Annotated in this window: 14 protein-coding genes and 3 tRNA genes; 11 read left to right on the plus strand and 6 right to left on the minus strand. The window is 40.7% G+C overall.

Annotation, left to right across the window (positions count from 1 at the left end):
- Positions 1 to 215 precede the first annotated feature (215 nt).
- Positions 216 to 1,742 carry a fumarate hydratase gene (locus C1E24_RS08225; protein WP_130255919.1) on the minus strand — a complete coding sequence of 509 codons (1,527 nt, stop codon included), beginning with the start codon at positions 1,740 to 1,742 and terminating at the stop codon, positions 216 to 218.
- A gap of 145 nt (positions 1,743 to 1,887) precedes the next feature.
- Here C1E24_RS08225 and pabB point away from each other — a divergent pair, with 145 nt between their 5' ends.
- The 3 genes from pabB (at position 1,888) to C1E24_RS08240 (ending at position 5,288) form a co-directional block, all read left to right on the plus strand.
- Positions 1,888 to 3,240 (plus strand): aminodeoxychorismate synthase component I, encoded by a 1,353-nt coding sequence (gene pabB, locus C1E24_RS08230; RefSeq protein WP_138480432.1) that lies wholly within the window; start codon positions 1,888 to 1,890, stop codon positions 3,238 to 3,240.
- Between the two features lie 21 nt (positions 3,241 to 3,261).
- Positions 3,262 to 3,822, plus strand: a complete 561-nt coding sequence (locus C1E24_RS08235) for a CoA pyrophosphatase (RefSeq protein WP_138480434.1) — start codon at positions 3,262 to 3,264, stop codon at positions 3,820 to 3,822.
- An 89-nt stretch (positions 3,823 to 3,911) separates the two neighbouring features.
- Positions 3,912 to 5,288 (plus strand): L-serine ammonia-lyase, encoded by a 1,377-nt coding sequence (locus C1E24_RS08240; protein ID WP_138480436.1) that lies wholly within the window; start codon positions 3,912 to 3,914, stop codon positions 5,286 to 5,288.
- A 64-nt stretch (positions 5,289 to 5,352) separates the two neighbouring features.
- Here C1E24_RS08240 and cysB read toward each other — a convergent pair whose 3' ends face one another.
- Positions 5,353 to 6,330: an HTH-type transcriptional regulator CysB gene (gene cysB, locus C1E24_RS08245; protein WP_138480438.1), complete on the minus strand. Its 978-nt coding sequence runs from the start codon at positions 6,328 to 6,330 to the stop codon at positions 5,353 to 5,355.
- Positions 6,331 to 6,604: 274 nt separating this feature from the next.
- Here cysB and C1E24_RS08250 point away from each other — a divergent pair, with 274 nt between their 5' ends.
- Positions 6,605 to 7,366, plus strand: a complete 762-nt coding sequence (locus C1E24_RS08250) for a hypothetical protein (RefSeq protein ID WP_138480440.1) — start codon at positions 6,605 to 6,607, stop codon at positions 7,364 to 7,366.
- 29 nt (positions 7,367 to 7,395) lie between these two features.
- On the opposite strand, the gene C1E24_RS08255 is transcribed toward C1E24_RS08250, so the two are convergent.
- A complete protein-coding gene (locus C1E24_RS08255) occupies positions 7,396 to 8,685 on the minus strand; it encodes an NCS2 family permease (RefSeq protein ID WP_138480442.1) in 1,290 nt (429 codons plus the stop codon).
- Between the two features lie 469 nt (positions 8,686 to 9,154).
- On the opposite strand from C1E24_RS08255, the gene C1E24_RS08260 reads away from it, so the two are divergent.
- The 3 genes from C1E24_RS08260 (at position 9,155) to C1E24_RS08270 (ending at position 10,746) form a co-directional block, all read left to right on the plus strand.
- Positions 9,155 to 9,604 (plus strand): tetratricopeptide repeat protein, encoded by a 450-nt coding sequence (locus tag C1E24_RS08260; protein ID WP_138480444.1) that lies wholly within the window; start codon positions 9,155 to 9,157, stop codon positions 9,602 to 9,604.
- 237 nt (positions 9,605 to 9,841) lie between these two features.
- The gene (locus tag C1E24_RS08265) at positions 9,842 to 10,273 is read left to right on the plus strand and encodes a SulA-like leucine-rich domain-containing protein (protein ID WP_138480446.1); all 432 of its coding nucleotides are present in this window, start codon (positions 9,842 to 9,844) and stop codon (positions 10,271 to 10,273) included.
- Positions 10,274 to 10,287: 14 nt separating this feature from the next.
- Entirely contained in the window at positions 10,288 to 10,746 is a 459-nt protein-coding gene (locus C1E24_RS08270; protein ID WP_171040829.1) for a YchJ family protein, read from the plus strand.
- 38 nt (positions 10,747 to 10,784) lie between these two features.
- Here C1E24_RS08270 and C1E24_RS08275 read toward each other — a convergent pair whose 3' ends face one another.
- Complete coding sequence (locus C1E24_RS08275) at positions 10,785 to 11,306, minus strand: VC2046/SO_2500 family protein (protein ID WP_138480448.1); 522 nt, start codon at positions 11,304 to 11,306, stop codon at positions 10,785 to 10,787.
- Between the two features lie 112 nt (positions 11,307 to 11,418).
- On the opposite strand from C1E24_RS08275, the gene C1E24_RS08280 reads away from it, so the two are divergent.
- The 3 genes from C1E24_RS08280 (at position 11,419) to C1E24_RS08290 (ending at position 11,719) form a co-directional block, all read left to right on the plus strand.
- Positions 11,419 to 11,503, plus strand: a tRNA-Tyr gene (locus tag C1E24_RS08280).
- Positions 11,504 to 11,522: 19 nt separating this feature from the next.
- Positions 11,523 to 11,607 (plus strand) — tRNA-Tyr (locus tag C1E24_RS08285).
- A gap of 27 nt (positions 11,608 to 11,634) precedes the next feature.
- A tRNA-Tyr gene (locus tag C1E24_RS08290) sits at positions 11,635 to 11,719 on the plus strand.
- 26 nt (positions 11,720 to 11,745) lie between these two features.
- Here C1E24_RS08290 and C1E24_RS08295 read toward each other — a convergent pair.
- Positions 11,746 to 12,417, minus strand: coding sequence for a M48 family metallopeptidase (locus C1E24_RS08295; protein ID WP_138480450.1), 672 nt, complete (start codon positions 12,415 to 12,417; stop codon positions 11,746 to 11,748).
- 84 nt (positions 12,418 to 12,501) lie between these two features.
- Between C1E24_RS08295 and C1E24_RS08300 the strand changes: the two genes are divergently transcribed.
- Entirely contained in the window at positions 12,502 to 13,482 is a 981-nt protein-coding gene (locus C1E24_RS08300; RefSeq protein WP_138480452.1) for an ion channel, read from the plus strand.
- A gap of 27 nt (positions 13,483 to 13,509) precedes the next feature.
- Here C1E24_RS08300 and C1E24_RS08305 read toward each other — a convergent pair whose 3' ends face one another.
- Entirely contained in the window at positions 13,510 to 15,117 is a 1,608-nt protein-coding gene (locus tag C1E24_RS08305) for a hypothetical protein (RefSeq protein WP_138480454.1), read from the minus strand.
- Between the last annotated feature and the right edge of the window lie 116 nt (positions 15,118 to 15,233).

A 15,233-nucleotide genomic window follows, 5' to 3' on the forward strand; every position in this document is an offset into this window, starting at 1 on the left:
TATTTTAAAAATAAACGCGATATAAAATCGCTGCTACCAAGCCAATTCTGTAGCACCGACTTTATGTCAGGTATTCAGACTGATAATGAAAATAAACGCGATGTGAAATTGCTGCTACTGAACCAACTCTTGAGCACCGACTTTATTTTGGGCGTTTAAATACAAAAAAGGAGTGAAATTCACTCCTTTTATTTTAATTAAAATAAACTAATTGCTTATTTTAATTTGCTGTCTAGCTCTTCGATTTTCGCTTTCCAAATCGCAGGGCCTGCAGTGTGCGCGTTGTTACCATCACTGTCTACTGCAACTGTTACTGGCATATCTTCTACTTCAAACTCGTAGATTGCTTCCATACCTAAATCTTCGAACGCTACTACGCGCGCTTTCTTGATTGCTTTAGATACTAGGTAAGCTGCACCACCTACTGCCATTAAGTAGATTGATTTGTTTTGCTTGATAGACTCAACTGTCGCTGGACCACGCTCAGCTTTACCGATCATGCCTACAATGCCTGTGTTTTCTAGCATTAGATCGGTGAATTTATCCATACGCGTTGCCGTTGTTGGGCCTGCAGGGCCTACTGCTTCGTCGCCTACTGCATCAACAGGACCTACGTAATAGATAAACTTGTTCTCGAAATCTACACCTTCAGGCAAACCTTCGCCTGATAAGATCATGTCTTGAAGACGCTTATGCGCTGCATCACGACCTGTTAAGATTTTACCTGAAAGAAGAACAGTTTCACCCATCTTCCAATCTAGCGTGTCTTCTTTCGTTAATGTGTCTAAATTTACACGACGAGTGTCTTCACCCACTTCAAAAGTCAGCTCTGGCCAATCTTCAACTTTAGGTGCTTTAAGATCAGCAGGACCTGAACCATCTAGCGTGAAGTGTACGTGACGTGTTGCCGCACAGTTCGGGATCATTACAACTGGCTTAGATGCAGCGTGTGTTGGTGCTGTTTTGATTTTAATATCAACAACCGTTGTTAAACCACCAAGGCCCTGTGCACCAATACCTAACTTGTTCGCACGTTCAAAGATATCTAAACGTAGCTTTTCTTCAGCTGTTTCTGCACCGCGCTCGATTAACTCGTGAATATCAACCGGATCCATCAGTGACTCTTTCGCTAGTACCGCTGCTTTTTCAGCCGTACCGCCAATACCTATACCTAGCATGCCCGGTGGACACCAGCCTGCGCCCATAGTAGGTAGTGTTTTCTCAACCCAAGCAGCAACATCATCAGATGGGTTAAGCATAACCATTTTCGTTTTGTTTTCTGAGCCGCCGCCTTTCGCTGCGATCATCACTTCAACTTCAGCGCCTGGTACCATATCGATGTGTACTACTGACGGCGTATTATCTTTGGTGTTTTTACGTGCGCCAGCAGGATCGGCAACAATTGAAGCACGAAGTGGGTTGTCAGGGCTGTTATAAGCGCGACGTGTCCCTTCATCAACCATTTGTTGTACAGTTAAGTCTGTTTTATCCCACTTAACATCCATACCTACTTTAACGAAACACGTTACGATACCTGTGTCTTGACACAGTGGACGCTTGCCTTCAGCAGACATACGAGAGTTAATTAAGATCTGAGCAATCGCATCTTTAGCCGCTTTGCTTTCTTCTTTATGGTAAGCCTTTTCTAGCGCTTGAACGAAATCGAGTGGGTGGTAATAAGAGATATACTGCAATGCATCTTCAATGCTGTCGATGAAGTCTTGTTGACGGATCATACTCATGACGGTTCCTTAATAATCGTAAGTCAAATATAGCTTACGCCTTTAACATGTTGACGGTTTTAAGTGATATACACATCACTATTGTAAAACTGGCAAATATGATACCCTCCTCGCCCGTTTCGGGCTAGTTTTCAGGTTCAAGTAAATGATAAATGAGCAAATCAATTGTAAAAAATTAGACATTAAGCTATCTACTGAGTTAGTTTTTGAGCAATTCGCCCATTTGCCTCACGCAGTTTTATTAGATTCAAGTAACGCGAAACACGAAAATAGCCGTTACGACATCATCAGTTTTGAGCCAAAACACCTCGTCGAAGCGAAAAATAAGCTCGTATTTTTAGATGGTAAACAACAAACGCAAAGTTGTTTTGCCATTATGCAATCACTGTTAAGTGATTTATCGAATACACAAACCGCTGAAAATTTACCTTTTACCGGTGGATGGTTAGGTTACTTTGGTTACGACTTGGGTCGTTATATTGAATCCATGCCCGAGTTGGCAATCGAAGACATTAATATGCCTGATATGAGTGCAGGTCTATATTTAGATGCACTGATTTTTGATAATCACACCTCTGAGTGGTTTTATGTTTCTCAGCCAAACTTCGATCGCCTTGACACGTATTTAGCGGCAATTAACAATCAAGCTGCAAAAGCAGTTCCTTTTAAGCTCACCTCTGAGTGGCAATCGAATCTTGATAAAAGCGCGTATGAAAAACAGTTTGATAAAATTCAAGCTTATTTAAAAAGTGGCGACTGCTATCAAATTAACTTAGCTCAGCGCTTCAGTGCAGAGTTTAATGGCACCCCTTGGTCAGCCTACAAAACCCTCAGAGCACACAACAAAGCACCATTTGCTGCTTTTATAAATCACCCACATGGGTCAATTTTATCGGTGTCACCTGAACGCTTTATTCTAGTTGAAGATGGCAAAGTCGAAACTAAGCCAATCAAAGGCACACTGCCTAGATTAAAAGAAGCAACAGCCGATAAACAACAAGCCGAAATACTTAAAAATAGCCCTAAAGATCGCGCTGAAAATGTGATGATCGTTGACCTTCTCCGTAACGATTTAGGGAAAGTGGCCAAACCAGGTACCGTGACTGTGCCTAAACTTTTTGATATCGAAAGCTTCCCTGCTGTTCATCACTTAGTGAGTACCGTACAAAGTGAATTAGCTGAAGGCAAAACGGCTATTGACCAACTTGAGGCGGCTTTTCCAGGTGGTTCAATCACTGGTGCACCTAAAATTCGTGCCATGGAAATTATTGAAGAACTCGAACCTCATCGTCGCAGTGTATACTGTGGCTCTATCGGTTATATCAGCGCATGCGGCAAGATGGACACGTCAATTACTATTCGAACTTTGGTATGCAATGAAGATAAAATTCATTGCTGGGCTGGCGGTGGCATTGTCGCTGATTCAAAAGCCGCATTGGAATACCAAGAAACTTTAGACAAGGTAAACAAAATATTACCTATACTTAGTAATAGCTAAGCAGTAAAACGGGAGGAGCAAATGAAGTTATCTGACATTGTATGTAAATTTAACCTCAGTGCGCCTCTCATTGATTCAGCTCACTTTGAAAATACCAGAGCAAGCGCCGTATTATTACCTCTGCTTGAGGTGAATAACAAAGCCGCTTTGTTATTCTGCAAACGGGCTTCTTACTTAAAACACCATCCAAGCCAAATTTGCTTTCCAGGTGGTAAATTTGAGCAATTTGACCCCTCACTCCAGGCCACAGCAATACGTGAAACCAACGAAGAGCTGGGTATTTGCCCTAGCCACATCAATTCTATCGGCCAATTACCTACCCATAACACATTAACAGGCTTTACCATTTCACCTATTGTTGCAACACTTCAATCTCATGCTTCATGGCACACTGACAGTGAAGAGGTAGAACGGGTATTTACGATTTCACTCGAACGTTTATTTGACGAAAAAAACTGGCGCTCAATCGAAGTACAATTAGGCGGAAAAGCCCGAAAATTCGATATTTTTCCTACTGAGCATGGCTTACTATGGGGCGCGACGGCTAAATTAGTTAAAAACTTTGCTCAACTGGTCAACTAACCACCACTTAGCCAGCGCAAAATAGTTACATTGAAATACTTTAACGTTATGATGTGCGTCCGTTCAAAGGCAATGTTGAGTAGAAGTTTATGATTAGTGCATTTGATATGTTCAGTATCGGGATTGGCCCGTCGTCGTCACATACAGTCGGCCCAATGCGCGCTTCACGTCTTTATGTAAAAGATTTACAAGAAAAACAATTAATCGACAAGGTTACTTCTGTCAAAGTAGAACTGTATGGCTCACTTGGTCAAACTGGTGTTGGTCACGGCTCAGGTAAAGCGGTAATTTTAGGCTTAGCAGGTTACGACCCTGAAACCATCGATGCCGATGCAGTCCCCGAAATTTTAGACACCATCGAAAACGAACAAGTTATATATCTAGATAAAACCCATAAAGCGGCTTTTCCAAAGCAAGGCGCGATTGTTTTCCATCGTCGTAAAACCTTGCCAAAGCACTCAAACGCGATGGAAATTTTCGCATATGCTGGTGAAGAGTTAGTTCACAGCCAGGTTTATTACTCTATCGGCGGCGGTTTTATTGTGACCGAAGAAGCCTTCGACCAAGAAAAACAAGCCGCACTTGATATTCGCGCAGAAAACCCAGCACCTTACCCTTTCAATAATGCTCAAGAGTTATTGGATATGTGTAAAGAGACAGGCTTAAGTGTGTCATCTCTAATGATGGCAAACGAGAAAACACTTCGTGCAGAAAAAGATATTAAAGACGAGCTTTTCAATATCTGGACCGTCATGAAAGCTTGTATTGAGCGTGGTATGCGTACTGAAGGTATTTTACCGGGCGGCTTAAAAGTAAGACGTCGTGCACCGAGCTTATATTTAAAACTAAACGTTGAAAATAACAACGACCCACTGCGTGCAATGGACTGGGTTGATTTATTCGCTCTAGCCGTAAACGAAGAAAACGCAGCTGGCGGCCGTGTAGTGACAGCGCCAACAAATGGTGCAGCGGGGATCTTGCCGGCAGTATTGATGTATTACCATACATTCATCAAAGAAGTCGATGCAGAAATTGCCACACGTTATTTATTAACCGCTGCTGCGATTGGTATTCTTTATAAAAAGAACGCGTCAATTTCAGGTGCAGAGGTTGGTTGTCAAGGTGAAGTCGGTGTAGCTTGTTCAATGGCGGCTGGTGCACTCACTGAAATCATGGGCGGCAATGTTGTTCACGTTGAAAACGCCGCAGAAATCGGCATGGAGCATAACTTAGGTTTAACATGCGACCCTGTTGGTGGCTTAGTTCAAGTTCCTTGTATCGAACGTAACGCTATGGGTGCAGTGAAAGCTATCAACGCGTCTCGTCTTGCTATGCGTGGTTCGGGCGATCAAAAAGTATCGTTAGATAAGGTTATTAAGACCATGCTTGATACTGGTAACGATATGAAAACCAAATACAAAGAGACTGCACGTGGTGGTCTTGCTGTTAATATTATCGAATGTTAATAACTAACAATAATTAGATACAAAAAAGGCTGCAATTGCAGCCTTTTTTCATTTGTGAAAATAATTATTTAACTGGTAATTTAATGTCTTTAAATAACTCATCAACATCGTCTTGATTACGCAGTAAGCTTGCTTTTTCGACCAACTCTTTGGTTAAGTGTGGTGCAAAGCGTTCAATAAAGTCATACATATAACCGCGTAAGAAACTACCTTTTCTAAAGCCTATCTTAGTTGTGCTCGCCTCAAATAAGTGGCTTGCATCGATACAAACCAAATCGTCATCAGTCTGCGTATCGATAGCCATAGTTGCTAACACACCCACACCAAGACCTAAGCGAACATAAGTTTTAATGACATCAGCATCGGTTGCAGTAAATACAATATGTGGCTCTAAACCATGGGCATTAAACGCTTTATCAAGTTCTGAACGACCAGTAAAACCGAATACATAGGTGATCAGTGGATACTTCGCGATATCTTGAACCGAGATATTCTTACCCAGTTTTGCAAGTGGATGATCTTTTGTAACCACAATGCTTCTATTCCAGTGATAACATGGCAACATAACCAAATCACTGTACAAATGCAGCGCTTCTGTTGCGATAGCAAAGTCAGCGTCACCACGAGCTGCCGCGTCAGAAATTTGCTGTGGCGTACCTTGATGCATATGCAAAGACACTGCAGGATACTTTTGCATAAAGCCCTGGATCACACCTGGTAGCGCATAGCGAGCTTGAGTGTGAGTTGTTGCAATATTCAACTTACCCTGATCTGGTAAGGTATGCTCATTCGCAACGGCTTTTATTCCTTCGACTTTAGAGAGGATTTCTCGAGCAATATTAATGATTTCATTACCCGCAGGGGTAACATGCGTAAGGTGTTTACCGCTTCGACCAAAGATTTGCACACCGAGTTCATCTTCGAGCATTCTAACCTGTTTAGAAATACCAGGTTGAGATGTGTATAGACTTTCAGCCGTTGCCGAAACGTTAAGGTTGTGATTGAGGACTTCTACAATATATTTTAGTTGTTGTAATTTCATAATATTTTTATTGTTTTAGTTTTTTCACGAGCAACGGCGTCGTTATTGAGCCATACAGCATTTTGCCCTAATTCTTTAAGGCTAGCATATTTGAAGACTTTCAGGTAGCAATTGCCTCATTTGTTTGCGACTGACCATTATTTGAATCTTAAACTATAATAAAAAGCTATGAATTAAATGTATTTTTTATCAGAATATCGTGTTGCGCTATTCAGTAAGTGATAATTTCATGTAAGATAAAAATGGTTTGAGAAATTATGATTGAGAAGTCGCTATGCTTGTCCCAATAATTATTGTGCTAATTGTTGCTTTGATCATCATTGCCGTATGGGTAAGTGCAGTTCAGCAGCACAAAGAGAAGCAAGAAGCAGAAAGAAGAAAAGAGCTTGCTAAACAAAAACGCATCATTGAAGAATCTGAAGATGTGATTGTAAATAGCAGTAATATTCCAATGTCTGAGTTTATGATCCAAGTACTGCAAAGACGTGTTCATGACGCTTTAGCTGTAATGGTCGAACTCTCGCCTACATCAAGAGAATTAAAAAACCGCTTGCACGAATCAAAAGAGCGGATGAACTCAACACCTGAAAACGCAAATAATTCTGACAATTTAAGCCTACCAGACAATGACAAACAGCTTATCGCCTTAGTGCAAGGTATTAAAAAGCTGAGAGGTGTACTTCGCTCTGAACATTCTAAAGGCAAAGTTGAAACGCAAAAGTTTGTTGCTGAAGATAGAAGACTTGAAAAGCTGCAATTAAAAATTAATGTTGAAAGTCAGATAAAACGCGGTGTCGCAGCAAGAACTGCCAACATGGTCGGTTCAGCTCGACAATATTTCGAAAAAGCCTATGCCACGATTTGTGCCGTCACCTACTCTGATGAATATGTCACTAACAAAAAGCAACTACTAGAATCTTACTTAAATGAAATCAGTAATGAATTAAAAGCGTCTAATGAGTCATCTGTTAAACAGAAAAAAGAGCAAGAGCAAGACGATCTAGATGTTTTATTTGCACCGAAGAAAAAGTGGTAACACTTTTCTTCGGCATCAATTTTCACCAATTAGCTTAGAGCAAACTTTACTAAAAATAGCGCGGTTAATACCCAAACACTCATTGTGATTTCATCTTTCTTACCACATACAAACTTCACTGCAGTATAAGCAATAAAGCCCAAAGCAATACCATGTGCAATAGAAAAAGTCAGTGGTGTCATCAGTAACACGACGCTCACTGGGATTGCATCTGTCATGTCATCCCAATTCACTAACTTTAAATTTTGCAACATGAGTACCGCAACGTACAAAATTGCCCCTGCAGTGGCATAAGCTGGGATCATTTGCGCTAAAGGTGCAAAGAAAGTCATTAATAAGAAGCATACGCCAACAACAACGGCGGTTAATCCCGTTCTACCACCCACTGACACACCTGATACAGATTCAATATAAGATGTCGTTGTTGAAGTACCTAACATAGATCCTGCAATTGTGGCAGTACTATCAGCAGAAAGTGCGCGACCCAAACGTGGCATTCTGCCCTGCTCGTCTGCTAAACCCGCTTTTTGCGTTACCGCCACCAAAGTGCCTGATGTATCAAATAAGTCTACAAACAAGAACGCAAAAACAACACTCAACATAGAAAGCTCAAGTGCACCAGCGATGTCTAATTGCATAATAGTCGGGGCAATACTTGGCGGAGCAGACACTATTCCTTGATACTCAATCAAACCTAATGCCCATGCAGTAATCGTTACAATAAAAATACTGATCAGAACCCCACTTTTGACGTCTCTGAACATCAATGCTGCGATAACAAAGAAACTTAAAATTGCCAGTAACGGACCTGCACTGGTGATATCACCCAGTTGAACAAGCGTTGCAGGGCTTGCGACAATGATTTCGGCATTTTTAAGCGCGATTAAAGCTAAAAACGCGCCAATCCCCGTTGCAATCGCTTGCTTCAATACAAGTGGGATCGCGTTAATAATCCACTCTCGCACTTTAAATAAACTTAAAACAAGAAAAATACAGCCAGATAAAAACACTGCCCCTAATGCAGACTGCCAGCTATAGCCCATACCTAACACAACGCCATAAGTAAAAAAAGCGTTCAAACCCATACCTGGAGCAAGTGCAAGAGGATAATTGGCCCAAAAACCCATAATAAAACAACCAATTGCCGCAGCAATACATGTGGCAACAAATGCAGCACCAAAATCCATGCCTGTTTGCGCTAGCATTGCCGGGTTTACAAAAACGATGTAAACCATAGTGAGAAAGGTCGTGAGTCCAGCAATTAACTCAGTTTTCACACTAGAGCCTTGATGCTTGATTGAAAATAGCTTTTCGAGCATAGATGTTTCCATTGGTAAAAGTTAAAAGAAATTTATAATTCTTATAAAAGCGGCGCTATTTTAGCGGTTAATGACAGTGATTAAAAATGCAATTGCTGTTTCTTTTAGCTAAGGTATTTGTCAGGCCTATTAATATTTCAGGTTCAACTTTTACCGCTGTTTGTTTGGTATTTACACAAGGCTGAGGCCTGCTGACTAAAATCGCAAAGTATGGTTATTCGATGTCAGCCAGTCGATAAAGCAGTAGAGATGCTGTGACATAAAAGAAAATAAGGAGGGGCTTTTGCACCTTATATGAATAATAAAGGCATCTCATCACAAAAAGCTTTAAAAAATAACTGCATAATGACCGTAAAAATATATAATTAGTTAATCATTTGGCAAGAATTTAGCATAACTAAATTTATGGCCAACATGGTCACAAAGTTTTGACTACAATAATATTAAGCTTTTCAAAAATAGGTAGAGTATGGATAAATCGCCAGATAATAGCGCGGCGCATCACGACTTAGAGCAACAGCTATTTAATGTGCTTGAGTTCGTTACAACACCTCCTAATGGTGAACTACGCTATCCGAAAGAGCATGACTCTGTCACTGCTTTTAAAAAAGGGTTGTACTACCTACAAGAAAAATCCTATCCGCTGGCAACGAAGTGGCTGCGTATGGCTGCTATGTCGGGAGATAACAAAGCACAGTTTTATTTAGGTTTGATGTTTATAAAAGGGCAAGGTGTGCCACAGAGTGCATTCCATGCTATGGCTTGGTTGTCACTCGCTCAAAGCCAAGGTGTAGATGCGGCCAACGCAGTAATAGAACAAATCAAACCGCATTTAACAACGAAAAGAATCAAAGATGCGCAGTGCTATGCTGCCACCTTGTACGAGCAAATTCATCAATTACAGTTCCAGTCTAATTAAGCCTATTTTTTCATACAGTAGTTTTATACAGTACTCACTGTAAAAACTACTGTATAAAACCACTGTATCTATAGCACGTCAAAAAAAACAAAAACATCAAACTTGCAACCCGTTGAATTTAAAGACTTTATTATGTAACTCTATTGAAATTGATTAAAAAGTAACATTTCTGCTTGCAATAAAACACTGTATAAACTACTGTATATAGATACTGTATAAACAACCAGTGAGATGATTATGTTACAGACAACCGCAGTTTTACCAAGTTCAGTAAAAAAAGTAGATGCTGTAAAAGCCATTAACTTTGTTGAAACCCCTGATGAAGTTTGTGCCAGTCTTGAACTACTTAAGATCATTCACCAATGTAATAACAAACAAGGCTGGACTTTACTAATTGCACCTGACCATATCCCAAATAAAGATATGCTTGAGGCCAGCTCAATAGACTCAAGTAAATTATTAGTGATCAGAAAAAAACACATCGTTGATTTAGAGTATGTACTAAATTCAGCGTTAAATAATGGCAATTTTGCAGCGGTTATTACATGGACTGGTATTACGGATCCGGAGCAGCTTTCGCAAATGCACTTAAGCCAAACAGATATCTCGCTATACTGTTTTACTGAAACCTGCAGCAAAGTGTGTACAATAGAGCGCATTGCAAGTTAATAAAAGATTTTCTTATGTGTTACTGTTCTAACACTCAACCTTATGAGTCATGCTGCAATGTATTTATTGCAAAGCAAAAGTTACCGGACACAGCTGAACAGCTTATGCGCTCTCGTTACAGTGCTTATGCTACTAATAATGCACAATATATACTTGAGACTTATGCCAAATCTGAGCAAAGCAATCACAGCCTTGAAGACATAGCTGCATTCGCTTCATTTGCCAACTTTATCAAACTCGAGATCGTTGCAACAAAAACTGAACCTGATTTTGATTATGTTGAATTTAGAGCACATTATTTAGCAGACGGAAAACATTGCCAAATACATGAGGTTTCAAGATTCATTAAAGAAGAAGGGGCATGGCGTTACTTAGATGGCCAATTATATGATGTGCCTGAGTTAAAAGTATCTAGAAATGATCCCTGCCCCTGTAACAGTGGCAAAAAATTTAAAAAGTGTCACGCTAGCTGATTTAGACCGCTTTTAAGCTCACTCACTATCATCTCGCATTAGGCGGACAACTGAACCGCCTGCTGCATTTCTCCGCTAGCTAAATGATCATAAAAACCCGCTGCATCTATTTTGGGTTTATCAACCTCTAATGCGCCAGCTCTTTGAGCGAAAATTTTAGCCTGCACAGTCGGTTCACAATTATCAATAATAGCTAACTCAATATGCTTCTTATCGTCTCTGATATGTAAAGGTTCTGGCGAAAGACAATTTCTAAGCCTTAATTCAGCAAGTCCTTGCTCATGAAGTAAACGGCTATTATTTTCACCTATGGTCATATCATAAGTGTTGGGTGCCGTTTGTTGTTGGGGACCAATTTGAAGTTCTTTTTTTAACGCATCTTCACTCTTATCTGGCTCAGTTAATTCTGATTCAGGTAAATGAAATTCACTGAAGTCGAGTGCGTTTGGTGAAAGCATAGCCAAACAAAGCGCAAAGTCAGCACGACGCTCTTGTGCCACGCTTTTTGCTAGCGTGTCACCAAGCTGATGCTCCTTGTTTAAAATGCGCTCTAATTGCATAGAGTTTCACCGATTATTTGAAAAGTTATATTTTTATCGGCATTTTTTTAATTTTCTTTAGTTGTTTTCTTTACTTAATAAAAAACTTTGTTATTATCAGCGCCGTTGTTTAGGAGGGGTTCCCGAGCGGCCAAAGGGATCAGACTGTAAATCTGACGGCTCTGCCTTCGCTGGTTCGAATCCAGCCCCCTCCACCATAACAACACACTACAACTTGGAGGGGTTCCCGAGCGGCCAAAGGGATCAGACTGTAAATCTGACGGCTCTGCCTTCGCTGGTTCGAATCCAGCCCCCTCCACCAAGTTGTACAAAATTAGATATCCCCTGTGGAGGGGTTCCCGAGCGGCCAAAGGGATCAGACTGTAAATCTGACGGCTCTGCCTTCGCTGGTTCGAATCCAGCCCCCTCCACCATCTCTTTCTTATTAAATCATCTTACTTCATTCTATCATTAACGCTTTACCATTCTTGTTAAACCATAATCTTGCTGACTTATAATCTTCATAGTGCTTTTCAACAAGCTGCCAAAATAATGTGTTATGTGCCAGTACATGACAATGTGCTAGCTCATGAACAATAACATAATCAATAATATGCTCTGGCGCCCCTGCAAGAAGGCTATTAAAAGTAAGCGCTTGTTTACTGCTACAACTCCCCCAGCGGCTCTTATACTCCCTGATTTTCACCGCTGAAACATGACAATTCATTTGCTTAGACAATTGCTCTAAGCACAACTCTAAATAACTAGAGAGCAAATCTGTCAGTAATTTAATGATCGCTCGCCTAAACTCAAGCCTCTCTTGGCGCAGCACTTCAGGTAAATATATAAAGCGGCTCTCATGATCTATTACAGGCTTGTTTATATCTGAAAATTCAATCTTGTAAACTGAACCAAAAACCAAAAGTGACCTTGTTTGCAAAGGCTTTTGTTTATTAGGCGCAAGCTCTAGTTTCTGTCTTTGTGTATGTACCCAGTCTTTTTTGCTCTTGAGCCAATTTTCTAAAGCGACTTCACACACGTTTTCGGGGGCTGTCACGACCACTTGCTCTGGTGTGACTTTAATTGCAACCGTCTTTCTTCGTTTACTAAGCTTTAATTGATAATCAAACATTTTTAAGAATTTTTTTTACTTCACATTCAAAGCCATAAATTTACTGCTACCTTTAGTGTAATAAGACTATAAAGGGGTTAATTTATGAAAGATAAACCTACTTGCCAGTATCACTCTCCTGATGGCCGTCGCTGCCAAGAAATTGATATGGGTTCTGGTCTTTGCTTTTGGCATGACGCAAAGTTCGATAAAAGTGGGCTTGAATTATCGCAAAAACTAGAACGTTATGCCAAGCGTGGTGGGCTTCTACAAGGTTTAGAATTGAAAAGAGCAAATCTCGAGGGACTAAATCTTGTCAAACATAATGACCATACTGGTTACGACTTATCATATAGCAATTTTTATCGTGCGAATTTAAGAGGCGCGCACTTATTTAACAACAAAATTGAAAATGCCTCTTTAATGAAAGCAGATCTGCATGATGCCAATTTACATTGCTGTAAGCTTTCAAATTCCAACTTATTGGGTATAAAGCTAAACAATACTCGGATCGATAATATAGATTTAAGTGGTAAGTTACAGCAAGAAAATGAGGCAAGCTTAGCGGCCAAAGAGAAACGAACAGAAGATGCCGCTGACTTCTTCTTACAATCTGAAGAGACATACCGCACACTTAGAAAAGGCGCTGAGCAACAAGGTCTTTTTGAAATGGCAGGTAATTATACCTACAAAGAGCTGCGTATGCGTCATTATCAATACCCGACTCATTCAAAAAAGCGCTTTATGAGTGCGGCTGTTGATCTACTCTGTGGTTATGGTGAAAAACCCGCCAATGTGATCCGTTTCAGCCTTTCAATGATTGTATTTTGCGCACTGATGTACTTCCTGTTTGGCATAAGCTATCAGGATGAAGTGCTTTCTATTAACTTTTCACAAAGCTTTTCTGACAATATAAGTGCACTGCTTAACAGTTTTTATTTTAGTGTAGTGACATTTACAACTCTGGGTTATGGTGACATTACCCCCATCGGATTTTCTCGCTTTATTGCCACGGTTGAAGCATTTACAGGTAGTTTCTCTTTGGCATTGTTCGTCGTAGTCTTCGTAAAGAGAATGACGCGTTAATCGCGTCATTCTCTTATACAATATGTATTACTCATCTTTAGGCCAGCTAAATGGAATACTAGGAACAGTAAGCCCTCTTGCGGCCAATGCTTCTGGTACTGTCAGGCTTGTATCTGAAGCGCTCCACAGATCATTCGTAAATACTGAACTGCTATCTTCGGCAGAGATATCACCTAAGACACCACTTAAATCTATATCAAATATGAAACTACCTGAGCCATCATAGTCACAACTTGTTGTCGGTGCATATTCAATATTAGCTCTATGAACAGTGCCTAAATACACACTTAAACTGGCATCGTACTCGAAGAATTGTCTTTGTGTTTTAGCAACGAGCGCATGGCTTGCACCTGGCCCAGCCCAATTACATATAAACCCTTGGATCCAACCGTCAGTGTCTGTGACTTGTTCACCATAACCAAAATGCGCTTCACCATTATCTAAACTTGTATCATTAAATCCTATATTAAATATCCGACTGTGAGAGTCGTTCACACCCGCTTGCCAAACATAGCTATAACTACCAGCCAGAGAGGTTAAATCGAAATCAGCACCTAAGATTGCAAAATTTTCACTCCAACCATCGCTGTTTGAAGCGCTATACGTATTATCAACATCAACTAAACCATTACTATTAAATACTCCTGAGGCACTATGGCCGCATAAGGTGGCATTTCTTAATTGCAAGTTCATCTCATCATCTTCTCTTTCATACGCGAGAGACGCTGCGAACGTACGTTCATTCTGACTGCAATTAAACCCTGGCCACTCTATACCTGACACCCCTTGCTTTCCTTCAACCGTGTATTGTAATAACCCGGTATATTCAGTTTCTTCTGAACTAGGCGTGTGCGACATTGAAATAGTAATTCGATAGTCATTGCCAGACACTTGATAGTCCATTTCAGCACTATATGTCCAGGTATCTGACGCAAGAGAGATGCTTGCATAATCGAAGCTAACGCTGGTTATCCCTTGGGCATTCATATAAGTGGTGAGATCTAGTGTTGCGCCCTCTTCCGGCAAAGATTCACCTTCACTGTCTGCAACGCTGATAAAACTCGCAATAACCATTAACGCCATTTCTGTTTGTGATTCAACACCAGAAAGCAGTGCATTTATTTGCGATACGGCGCAAGCGTTCCCACTGCTATCTTCTGCAAGCCACAAACCCAAATCACCACTGGGTAATGTACCTGAACTACTGCCTGAGCCACTCGCTTCAGGGTGCCCTTCATACATTAACTGGGGACCGAAACAATCTGAGTTAATGCTAACTTGATAGAAAGAGGCAACATCAAATGCATCTGAAATTGCAAGCTCCCCGGCTAACACCTGCCCTATTTGCTCTGTTGCGGAAAAATAACTAGGGACAGTTGGGCCAAAGAGAGGTGTACTTGGCGCGTAACTCGGGCTGGTTCTTGCCTGTTTTTGCTGAGCACTGTCAGCAAAAGGTGATGACACCATTAAACTAGTTGGGAAACGTAAAGCAACTTTAGGCGCTTCAGTTTCGTCATTTGTTGATTGTGTCGGCTCTGGGGTAGGTGTCATATTCTGACTATCTTCAGAGCTACTTGAACCGCAACCGGATAGACATACAAAAGCAGTTAAAACAGCAGGCAGGTAAGGTTTCATGCGACAAACTCCGTGATTGGCTTTAATAAAACGATTAGCAAAGCCTCAGAAAATTGCAAAACCCCTTTTTAAAAAATGTAGACATACTCATTGTAAATATGATCTAGATTGTATTT

It is taken from the genome of Pseudoalteromonas phenolica (assembly GCF_005876835.1).
Classification (GTDB): domain Bacteria; phylum Pseudomonadota; class Gammaproteobacteria; order Enterobacterales; family Alteromonadaceae; genus Pseudoalteromonas; species Pseudoalteromonas phenolica_B.

Bases quoted from the DNA above. Each gene is read 5' to 3' on its own strand.
- C1E24_RS08225 (WP_130255919.1), bottom strand. From the start codon at position 1,742: ATGAGTATGATCCGTCAACAAGACTTCATCGACAGCATTGAAGATGCA.
- pabB (WP_138480432.1), top strand. From the start codon at position 1,888: ATGATAAATGAGCAAATCAATTGTAAAAAATTAGACATTAAGCTATCT.
- C1E24_RS08235 (WP_138480434.1), top strand. From the start codon at position 3,262: ATGAAGTTATCTGACATTGTATGTAAATTTAACCTCAGTGCGCCTCTC.
- C1E24_RS08240 (WP_138480436.1), top strand. From the start codon at position 3,912: ATGATTAGTGCATTTGATATGTTCAGTATCGGGATTGGCCCGTCGTCG.
- cysB (WP_138480438.1), bottom strand. From the start codon at position 6,330: ATGAAATTACAACAACTAAAATATATTGTAGAAGTCCTCAATCACAAC.
- C1E24_RS08250 (WP_138480440.1), top strand. From the start codon at position 6,605: ATGCTTGTCCCAATAATTATTGTGCTAATTGTTGCTTTGATCATCATT.
- C1E24_RS08255 (WP_138480442.1), bottom strand. From the start codon at position 8,685: ATGCTCGAAAAGCTATTTTCAATCAAGCATCAAGGCTCTAGTGTGAAA.
- C1E24_RS08260 (WP_138480444.1), top strand. From the start codon at position 9,155: ATGGATAAATCGCCAGATAATAGCGCGGCGCATCACGACTTAGAGCAA.
- C1E24_RS08265 (WP_138480446.1), top strand. From the start codon at position 9,842: ATGTTACAGACAACCGCAGTTTTACCAAGTTCAGTAAAAAAAGTAGAT.
- C1E24_RS08270 (WP_171040829.1), top strand. From the start codon at position 10,288: ATGTGTTACTGTTCTAACACTCAACCTTATGAGTCATGCTGCAATGTA.
- C1E24_RS08275 (WP_138480448.1), bottom strand. From the start codon at position 11,306: ATGCAATTAGAGCGCATTTTAAACAAGGAGCATCAGCTTGGTGACACG.
- C1E24_RS08295 (WP_138480450.1), bottom strand. From the start codon at position 12,417: ATGTTTGATTATCAATTAAAGCTTAGTAAACGAAGAAAGACGGTTGCA.
- C1E24_RS08300 (WP_138480452.1), top strand. From the start codon at position 12,502: ATGAAAGATAAACCTACTTGCCAGTATCACTCTCCTGATGGCCGTCGC.
- C1E24_RS08305 (WP_138480454.1), bottom strand. From the start codon at position 15,117: ATGAAACCTTACCTGCCTGCTGTTTTAACTGCTTTTGTATGTCTATCC.